This window comes from Methylocaldum sp. (genome assembly GCF_035627495.1).
GTDB lineage: Bacteria > Pseudomonadota > Gammaproteobacteria > Methylococcales > Methylococcaceae > Methylocaldum.
In genome coordinates, this window is the sequence record NZ_DASPLO010000193.1 from 1 (window position 1) to 10037 (window position 10037).

The 10037-nt window shown below is 57.9% G+C and carries 8 protein-coding genes and 1 pseudogene; 3 read left to right on the forward strand and 6 right to left on the reverse strand.

The window, feature by feature from the left end:
* Positions 1-108: 108 nt before the first annotated feature.
* The 4 genes from VEB01_RS18075 to queF form a co-directional block, all read right to left on the reverse strand.
* Complete coding sequence (locus tag VEB01_RS18075; protein ID WP_324877879.1) at positions 109-429, reverse strand: M48 family metalloprotease; 321 nt, start codon at positions 427-429, stop codon at positions 109-111.
* A 128-nt stretch (positions 430-557) separates the two neighbouring features.
* A complete protein-coding gene (locus VEB01_RS18080) occupies positions 558-1016 on the reverse strand; it encodes a hypothetical protein (RefSeq protein WP_324877881.1) in 459 nt (152 codons plus the stop codon).
* 34 nt (positions 1017-1050) lie between these two features.
* Positions 1051-1215, reverse strand: a complete 165-nt coding sequence (locus VEB01_RS18085) for a hypothetical protein (protein ID WP_324877883.1) — start codon at positions 1213-1215, stop codon at positions 1051-1053.
* 252 nt (positions 1216-1467) lie between these two features.
* Positions 1468-1857 carry a preQ(1) synthase gene (gene queF / locus VEB01_RS18090; RefSeq protein ID WP_324877885.1) on the reverse strand — a complete coding sequence of 130 codons (390 nt, stop codon included), beginning with the start codon at positions 1855-1857 and terminating at the stop codon, positions 1468-1470.
* A gap of 214 nt (positions 1858-2071) precedes the next feature.
* Between queF and smc the strand changes: the two genes are divergently transcribed.
* The 3 genes from smc (at position 2072) to ligA (ending at position 8670) form a co-directional block, all read left to right on the forward strand.
* Positions 2072-5578: a chromosome segregation protein SMC gene (gene smc, locus VEB01_RS18095; RefSeq protein ID WP_324877887.1), complete on the forward strand. Its 3507-nt coding sequence runs from the start codon at positions 2072-2074 to the stop codon at positions 5576-5578.
* A 336-nt stretch (positions 5579-5914) separates the two neighbouring features.
* A complete protein-coding gene (locus VEB01_RS18100) occupies positions 5915-6655 on the forward strand; it encodes a cell division protein ZipA (protein WP_324877889.1) in 741 nt (246 codons plus the stop codon).
* A 2-nt stretch (positions 6656-6657) separates the two neighbouring features.
* Positions 6658-8670 (forward strand): NAD-dependent DNA ligase LigA, encoded by a 2013-nt coding sequence (ligA, locus tag VEB01_RS18105; protein WP_324877890.1) that lies wholly within the window; start codon positions 6658-6660, stop codon positions 8668-8670.
* A gap of 73 nt (positions 8671-8743) precedes the next feature.
* On the opposite strand, the gene VEB01_RS18110 is transcribed toward ligA, so the two are convergent.
* Both VEB01_RS18110 and VEB01_RS18115 read right to left on the reverse strand, forming a co-directional pair.
* The gene (locus VEB01_RS18110; protein WP_324877891.1) at positions 8744-9154 is read right to left on the reverse strand and encodes a hypothetical protein; all 411 of its coding nucleotides are present in this window, start codon (positions 9152-9154) and stop codon (positions 8744-8746) included.
* A gap of 669 nt (positions 9155-9823) precedes the next feature.
* Positions 9824-10037: pseudogene (locus tag VEB01_RS18115) on the reverse strand (hypothetical protein); the annotation flags it as partial.

Here is a 10037-nt window from a genome sequence, read left to right on the forward strand (position 1 = left end):
CGGGATCTGGTCAACAAGATCGACCACTTCATCTCCCATTACAACCAGTCCTGCCGACCCTTCGTCTGGACCGCCACGGCGGATTCCATCCTGGCCAAACTTCAATGATTATGTCAGCGAATTAATGGGACAGGACACTAGCGAATCTGGCTCGCAAAAGTGGGCAGCGAGCTGATGTCCGATTTCGTGGGCCAGGATCGCGGCCAACTCGGATTCGTTCCGGGCAAAGGTGAAAGCACCGTCGGCGACATATACGAAACCGGAGCCGATGGCGAAGGCATAAGGCGAATGGTCACGGAGTACGGAGAATCGCCAAGGGATGGATCGCCCGCTTGGCGAGGTGCGGCCTAGGCGCTCGCCCAGGAACTGGATGTAGCGGGAAAGTTCATCGTTACTTGGGTGTTGCGGCCATTCTTGATTAACGCGCAACGCCGTTTCGCGGGACCGGGATTGCTCTCTCGCACAGCCCATCCGCTTGTATGCCGTAGGTAAAGACGAGCAGCACGGCAACGACAGCCGTGCTTTGCCATCGATTATCCATACGCCCGATACTTTCGTCAGGCTGGACTGATGACGAAAACCGATTCGTCCGTATCGTAGCTGGTACCGGTTTGCACCTTGTGCTCAATCACGTAGGTGCCCGGCTGGGCATTACTCGGGATGGCGATGCTGGCGATGGCCTCCCAACCTCCGCCGATCCGTTTGACCTGTTGTTGAGGAATTTCCGAGAGAACCTTGCCGTCTTTCTTGAGAACCCAGCTTTCGTTCACGTCCGCTTCCGTCATGCCTTGGGGCAACATGACCGAATAATCGGTAACGACACGGACCTGCTCACCCGCTCTGATCTGGGCGGGTGAACTGGAGCCTTTCCGCACCTTGACCAGAGGACTAGCGACTCGTTCACTGATCCCGTAAATCTGGCGGTCGTTGTCTTCCGAACGTACCTGAGTGGAATTGTATTCCAGGAGTTTGGCGGTAGCCCACCCCAAAGCCGCGCCTGCGGCAGCGCCGACCAAGGCGCCTTTCCAATCGCCGCCGATTGCAGCGCCGCTAACTGACGGTGATGTCCAGATAAGCCAATTCGAAGCCGCAGGCGGGGCAGCGATAGTCGGAGCGGATCAACTCGCTGGCGGGAGCCGGATGGCTGCATTTCGGGCAGAGGCGCACCGCTACTGTGCTATCGTCTTCGCCGAGTTCACTAATAGGGGAGCGCATACGAAATCTGTGAACTTGATAATTCAGGGCTCGGACTTGTCGAAAAAGCCCGAGGTATCATCGCTCATAGGATTTACTATAGCCGCCGTTCACGCTTTGATCGCACAAACCGCCCGTCCGGCTATTAGCTCGCCACGTGCCATCCTCAGCATCTGCAATCAGATCGAAAGTGTATGAATGAGCGCCGATAAACGCCGTCAGTTCGGCTTGGACCGGTTCATCTAAGATAGAAGGAAATTCGGCATCCTGCCATCAGGGAAGATTGACTAAGGACGGCGCTTCCCAGGCGGGATCGCGGTGCTCGGCGACAACCGTGGTGTAGATGCCGCCACGGACATTGAAACGAGCGGTCACTCGCATGAAATTCGGACCGCAGGCTCTAACCAGATCGTCGAGAATCCGATTGGTCACCGCTTCGTGGAATGCGCCCTCATCGCGGAAAGACCAGACGTAAAGCTTCAGCGATTTGAGCTCAACGCAGAGCCTGTTCGGCACATACTCGATCAGAATCGTGGCGAAGTCCGGCTGGCCGGTTTTGGGACACAAACAGGTAAATTCCGGAATCTCGATGCGGATCGTGTAATTCCGGCCGGGTTGCGGATTGTCGAAGGTTTCGAGGTCTTTGCTGGGTGCTGATGGCATAGGTGAACGGTAAAGGATTTTCGGGAATGCGCGATGCGCAGAAATCGGCGGAACACAAACAGGACGTAAACAAGTCCGGAATGACGCCGTGACTTAGTCCGCTATAATAGCGTCCGGTTCCATTACAAACCAGACTAACGGCCTTGCCCGCTCTCGCGCCCATCACCCTTTTTCCGCTGCCGACCCGTACGGCGCCACTCGTCAGCACCCTCTAATGCGGCTGGACAAGATCAAACTCGCGGGCTTCAAGTCCTTCGTCGATCCCACTCCGATTCCGCTTCCCGGCAATCTGGTGGGCATCGTCGGGCCGAACGGCTGCGGCAAATCCAACATCATCGACGCGGTGCGCTGGGTAATGGGCGAAAGCTCGGCCAAGCACCTCCGCGGTGACACCATGGCCGACGTAATCTTCAACGGGTCCAGCACCCGCAAGCCGGTGGGCATGGCTTCGGTGGAACTGATCTTCGACAACAGCGAAGGCAAAGCGCCGGGCGAATTCGCCAAATACCCGGAAATCTCCATCAAACGCCAGGTGACGCGGGACGGACAATCGACCTACCTTTTGAACGGCACCCGCTGCCGCCGCAAGGACATCACGGATCTGTTCCTCGGCACGGGACTCGGCTCCCGCAGCTACGCCATCATCGAACAAGGCACCATCTCCCGGCTGATCGAAGCCAAGCCCGACGAACTGCGGGAGATCATCGAAGAAGCCGCGGGTATCTCTAAATATAAGGAAAGGCGCCACGAAACCGAGCTCCGCATGGGCCACACCCAGGAAAACCTTGACCGGCTGCAGGACCTGCGCGACGAGGTGGCGAAACAACTGGGCAATCTGCAGCGGCAGGCGAAAAAAGCGGAAAAGTACACGGCCCTCAGGCAGGAAGAACGGCGTTACAAAGAGCAACTGCTTGCCATCCGCTGGCGCAAGTACGATGAACTCCTTGGCGGCCATCAGAAGTCCTTGGCCACATCCGAACAGTTGTTCAAGCAGCTCGTCAGCGAAGGCAACGGCTTGAACGAAACCCTGGAGCAGTCTCGAGACCAGCACGAAACGCTGAAAACGCAACTCGGCGAACATCAGGCCCGGTACTACGAACTGGGAGCCGAAGTCAGCCGGCTCGACCAGGCGATCAAACATGCGCAAAACACGCGCGAAACCCTGCGCCAGGAACAGATCCGGCTCCACGACGAAAAGGAACAGGCGCTGCGCGACCTGGAAAACGATCGACGCCAGCTCGAAAGCACGCGGGAAGAGCTCGCGGCCGCCGCGATAAGCCTCGAAGAAGCGTTGACCGCCGAAACCGAAGCGGTTAGGCACCGTGACGAAGCGGACCGGGCGCTCAAAAATCTGCGACAAGCCTTCGAATCGCTGACCGGCGAGATCAACCGCTGCAAAGGCCAGGTGGAGATTCAGAAATCGCGGCTCAAACAGCTGGAACAACAGGAGCGTCAGTTCCAATCTCGGCGGGAGCGGCTGGAGACCGAGCGGGACGATCTGGAAGATACGCTGCAAACCGAAGGCCTTGAAGCGCTGCAACAGGACCTGGCTGAACTGGAAGCCGAGCGCGCGGCACTGCATGAACAGCTGCAAAGCTTGATCAACCTGATTCAAAAGGAACGCCAGCACGCCAAAGCCTGTCAGGACGAATTGAACGCCAACCGTGCCGAGGTGCACGCCATACAGGGCAAGATCAGCTCGCTGGAGACGCTACAGCAACACGCCATGGGCAAGGACCGCGCCGCGGTCAAGAATTGGCTGGCCGAACGCGGCCTGGACCGGACCGGCCGCCTGGCCGAACACCTGGACGTTCGTCCCGGCTGGGAGACGGCGGTGGAAAGCGTTCTCGGCACCTATCTGGAAGCCCTCTGCGTCGACGGCTCGGCCGCCTATTGGCCGCATTTGAGCGGGCTGCCGGGCGAGTCGCTGACCTTCTTCGAAACTCGCTCGTCGAACGCGTCCGCCGCACCGGACGCCGAGAAACTCATCGGTCAGGTGCAATCGCCATGGAATCTCGGTCCACTGCTCGGCGCCGTGTACTGCGCGGAAGATCTGGCGACAGCGAAAACCGTCAGCGAACGGCTGGCGGATCACGAATCCGTGGTGACTCCGGACGGCATCCGACTAGGCCGGGGTTGGCTGGCGATCCACAAGCCGGAAGACGGCAAGGCCGGCATGATCAAGCGGGAACGCGATCTACGGGAATTCAAAGCCCGACGCGACAACCTGCTCGAAAGAAGCCGGAGTCTGGAACAGGACCTCGCTCAAGCCGATCAAGCGGTGAAGGACGCCGAGCACGAGCGGGAGCACCTGCAGGCGAAGGAACGTAGCTTGAGCACCGATCAAACCCGTCTCAAAGCCGAATTGAGCGCCGCCTCTGCGCGCTGCGAACAGGCCGCGAAACGCCTCCGGCAACTCGAATACGAGCTGGAGGACTTGGAAGAAAACCAGACTCAAACCATCGAGGAAACTGCCGAGGCCAAAACCGCTTTGCTGGAGGCGGAGGAACGGCTCGCCGAGCTGGAACCGAAAACGGCGGAGCACGCCGCCCGGCGGGACGAGCTGGAAAACCTTCTCAGCGATGCCGATACGTCCTTGAAAACGGCGCGCGACCAGGTCCACGGACTTAAAACCCGGCTGGAAACCTTGAAGTCCGCCGAAGTTTTAACCCAAAGACATTTGGAGCGGGCGCAAAATCAGTACGATCAATCCTTGGGACGACTGGAAACCGTCAGCGCGCAGATGAGCGAAGCGGAAACGCCCGTCGAAGACGAACAAACCCAATTGGACGAACTGCTGGAACATCGTCTTCAGGTCGAGCGAACCCTGTCGGATTTGCGCAAGCGCACCGGCGATCTGGAAGCCGAGATGCGCCGCATCGACGAATCCCGTGTCCGCAATCAAAGAGACTTGGACAGCCTCAAACAGCGCCTCGAACACACCAAACTGGAACTTCAAGCCAATGACGTACGCCGGCAGACGGTGCAGGAGCAATTCGAAGAACTGGGTGCGAAGCCGGAAGCCGTCATCGCCGAATTGCCCGAAGATGCGGATGAAAAGGACTGGCAGAAACGACTCACCGAACTCGGAGAGGAAATCATCAGGCTCGGCGCGGTCAACCTGACGGCGATGGAAGAATACCTGGCCCAGGCGGAACGCATGAAGTTTCTGGACCAGCAGCACCAGGATCTGACCGAATCGCTGACCACGCTGCGGGAGGCCATCGAGAAAATCGACCGGGAATGCCGGACGCGCTTCAAGGACACCTTCGACAAGGTCAACGCCGGCCTGCAACGGATGTTCCCCAAGCTGTTCGGCGGAGGCCAAGCGTCCCTGGATCTCGCCGAGCGCGATTTGCTGGAATCCGGCGTCAGTATCATGGCGCGGCCGCCCGGCAAGCGGAACAGCTCGATCCACCTGCTGTCGGGCGGAGAAAAAGCGCTTACCGCGGTAGCGCTGGTGTTCGCCATCTTCGAACTCAACCCGGCGCCCTTCTGTCTACTCGATGAAGTGGACGCTCCGCTGGACGATGCCAACGTGGGCCGTTTCAGTCAATTGGTCAAAGAAATGTCCGAAAAGGTACAATTCCTATTTATTTCGCATAACAAAGTCACGATGGAAATCGCCCAGCATTTGGCCGGCGTCACCATGAAAGAACCCGGCGTATCCCGCATCGTCGCGGTGGACATCGACGCGGCGGTGGAAATGTCAGCGGTTTAAGAAGCTGTCTTCAAACGTCACGAGCGACGTCAGGACAAGGCGCGAAAGGGCGACCCGGAGCGCGGGACACGCGGAGAGAACAGCCGCAGGCTGGCCCGCAGGGCGAGCCCCAGGGATGGGGCGAGTAGCAACCGGAGTGTACAGAGGCGTACATAAGGATTTTGAGCCCTTGAGCAAGGCCGGCAGGGCGGCGCGCCGTAGTTTGAAGACAGATTCTTAGAGAGAGTCATAAATTCCCGAACGCCGGGTGCGGGGCAATCCCCGCACGAGAACGACTTTGCCGCCATTGGCGGCTTCCTTATTTGTAGGGCGGTTGAGAGCCTTTGAGGAAAAAGGATGGATAGAGATACCGTACGTTTAATCCTGCTGGTGATCGGCGTCATCGTCATCGCCGGCATCTATGTTTGGGGACGCCACAAGCGAAAAATCCTGGATTTTCTGCAACGGCGCGGCGAGTTCGACGAGCTGGATTTCGATCCTTCGATCGACAAAGAGCCACCTGATTATGATCAAGAAGACGAGTTCGAAAGCGTTCGTGTGCTAAATCGAAACGAGCGGCGTTTTTCCGATGACGAATTCGATCTGGGGGAAGAAGCGGAAGATGTAGTCCCTGCGCCACAACAGCCGACCCGAACGGCTCCGAGCGAACCGGCCAAAACCGCCGCCTTGGGCGCGCCGTTTCTTATACAGCTCAGCGTGGTCGCGGGAGACGACTTTGTCTTCGTGGGTGAAGAACTCAAGAATGCCTTGCTGGATCTCGACCTGATCCACGGCGATATGGGCATCTTTCACCGCTATGACCCCGAATTCCGCAAACCTCTGTTCAGCGTGGCCAGCTTGGTGAAACCCGGCACTTTTCCGATTGACGATATGGAATCATTCGAGTGCCCCGGCGTGGTCTTGTTCTTCCAACCCGCCACCGTCGACGATCCATTGAGCGTGTTCGATGACTTGGTCAACACCAGCCACGAACTGGCCATCCGATTGAACGGGATCGAGTGGGACGAAACCCGCCGGCCGCTGACCGAGGAAAAAATTGCCCAGATGCGCAACCGCCTGGAAGAAGCTTACGAGTAACCGTGAACGCGCCGGAAGAGGTTCAACGCCGCGCAAGCGAATTGCGCAAAGAGATCGAATTCCATAATCAGCGCTACTATCAGCTCGATTCGCCTCTGATTTCAGACGCCGAGTACGACCGTCTGATGCAGGAACTGTTGGCGATCGAGCGTCAATATCCCGAGCTTGCCACCCCCGATTCCCCAACGCAGCGGGTCGGCGCGCCCCCGGTCAAAGCCTTTGCCACAGTACGCCACGAAATCCCCATGCTGTCGCTGGACAACGCCTTCAGCGATCAAGACCTGGAGGATTTCCACCGCCGAGTGGTTCAGCGGTTGGGACGCAACGACGTCGATTATCTGGTGGAACCCAAGCTCGACGGCCTCGCGGTCAGCGTCGTCTACGACAAAGGCATCTTGATTTGCGGGGCCACGCGTGGCGACGGTCAGACCGGTGAGGACATCACCCACAATGTCCGCACGATCCGCGATATCCCCTTGAAACTCACGGGCAGCGGCTGGCCCGAGCGCTTCGAGGTGCGGGGCGAAGTATTCATGCCGAAAAAGGGTTTCCTCGCCTTGAACGAACGGGCGCGGCAAAACAGCGACAAGGTTTTCGTCAACCCGCGGAATGCCGCCGCCGGAAGCCTACGGCAACTCGATCCGAAAATCACCGCCTCACGCCATCTCTGCTTCTATTCCTATGGCTATGGCATTTTCCCCAGCGACCTATTGCCCGATACCCAGAAAGAGTTGATGGACCGCTTCAAGTCCTGGGGCATCCCTATAAGCCCGGAATTGCACGTGGTTCACGGCATCAACGGGTGTCTCGGCTATTACCGGGATCTTTTGGCTCGGCGGCACGATCTCCCCTACGAAATCGACGGCGTGGTCTATAAAGTGGACCGGCTCGCCGATCGGAACGTGCTGGGTTTCGTCGCCCGCGCGCCGCGTTGGGCCATTGCCCACAAATTCCCCGCGGAGGAAGCCACAACCAAAGTCATAGCCATCGAGGTTCAGGTGGGACGCACCGGTGCCCTGACCCCGGTGGCACGGCTCGATCCCGTCTTCGTCGGCGGCGTTACCGTGACCAATGCGACGCTGCACAATGCCGACGAAGTGCACCGGCGGGATATCCGGGCCGGCGATACAGTCATCGTCCGGCGCGCCGGGGACGTGATCCCCGAAATCGTAAAAAGCCTGCCGGAACTCCGCCCCGCCGAAGCTCCGATCTTCCAGATGCCTATCCGGTGTCCCGTGTGCGGCTCGGACGTGGAACTGGAGCCGGGCGAAGCCATCGCCCGTTGCAGCGGCGGGCTTTTTTGCGCCGCTCAGCACAAGGAATCCGTCAAGCATTTCGCCTCGCGCCGAGCCATGGACATCGACGGACTGGGCGATAAGCTGGTCGATCAGATTCTCGAAAACAAGCTGATCGAGACAGTCGCCGATCTTTACCACCTGACCGTGGAACAGCTCGCGGCACTGGAGCGCATGGGCCGGAAATCGGCGGAGAACCTGGTCAATGCCCTGGAAAGGAGCAAGCACACCACCCTGCCCCGCTTCCTTTACGCCCTGGGCATTCGGGAAGTGGGCGAAGTCACCGCGCACACACTGGCCGATCACTTCCGCACCCTCGACAACATCATAGCGGCGGACGAGGAAACTCTGCAGCGAGTCCCGGACGTGGGTCCGTCCGTGGCCCATCATATCCGCACCTTCTTTCAGCAACCTCATAATGTGGAGGTTGTCCGGGCGCTGCTCGACGCCGGGGTGCATTGGGACGAAATCGCGGAGGTGAAAACGGAGCAACCGCTTCGAGGCCAGACCTTCGTCATCACCGGCACGCTAGTCTCCATGACCCGCGACGAAGCGAAAGCCAGACTTCAGACTCTGGGCGGCAAGGTCGCCGGCAGCGTGTCCAAGAGCACGAGCTACGTCATCGCCGGAGCCGATCCCGGTTCGAAGCTGGCCAAGGCTCAGGAACTCGGCGTCGAGACTTTAGACGAGGCGGGATTTCTGCGGTTGATTGGAGATTAGGAGCGTCGGCGATGGCATTTAGCCAATCCGCTAAATGCCGGTTTTCGCTTGGGTCATGCCGGGCGCCACTCGATTAGAACTGAAGGTAAAACACAAAGAATACGGCGATCAACAAGCTGGCATATACCGCCAGTCTTTGCCGGCTTAATACTCTGGCTTTACTTAAGCTGCCCGACCATGACGTGATCCGCTCACGAAGAGCGTTTACGGCCATACGGACAATAAACCAGCCCAGCACCAGGAATATCAAGAGGCCGGTCCAGGCGGTCAGGATCTGTGCTGTGCGTCGAGACACATGGAATATAGATTCGATCAGGTGCTCCAAGCCCAATTCCAGCACTTCGATGGCATAGTGCAGTATTGACCCTGCCCAATCCACAACGACATCGCCGTATAGCAGCATAACGACCGAGCCGCCTATGAGCAGAACCACTCTTTCATCCAATTTGGCTTTTACCAGGAAAAGCCAATTATTCAGCTTCACTGAGCCGCGACCAATCATTTCTGATTGCCCTCTATGAATGGGCACCCTCGAACAGGTGACTTTTACTGAGATGATGGTGGATCTATTGGCATCCGACAATCTTTAAGCCGTTAGAGCAGGCCGGTGAATTGATTAAGAGATTGTTTCCCGAAACGAAACCAAGTCATCGAGCGTCTCCAATCGCAAACGGGCCTTTAATCGGCCCCTTCCAATCGCAAACGGCGTCTCCGGGAGCACCAGAGCCGCCCTTCCAATCGCAAACGGTCGCTTGAGCCGACCCTTCCACCAGAACTTAAGACTTCAGTCGACTTACAAAACACCGCCGGTTTACCGGTTCATTTGTAGCCACGAAAAAAAGGTCGGCCGAGGAAGCTCGCGCCGACCTTATAAGTCTTCCTTAGCTAGTCCGTTGAGGTTTGGCATCTAGCTACTGCCTTGCAGGAGGGGGACACGACGGCAGTGACTCAATACTAAGGTTTCGAGTCGATATATACAAGCTTTTTTATATATAAAACCAGGCATGGGTCTCGTCACTTGCAACTCTCGCCGAGAGCTTGGCCCCATATCCAAACCGTTAAGAATCAAATTTGCCGGGTGCTGTCTCACATGATTTGCGTGAAAATTAGTCGGTCTTGAAGAATTCGATTTTTCTTTGAAATTGTAAGCTGGTTAGGTTGAGCTTTCTCCCATAACCGGGCCGATCAATGGTAGTGATATCCTTATGGATTCTCTGAGCGCGGAGATCAGCCAGGCATAAAAAGCCCTCAGGAAGGCCAGCAACAGCCGGATGTTTTGGCCGACGCCGACCAGGACGGCATTGATGGCATCGCCCATGGCGCCTTTGAGCCAGTTCCTGGCCAGATGGCGCCCATCGTTTTTCATA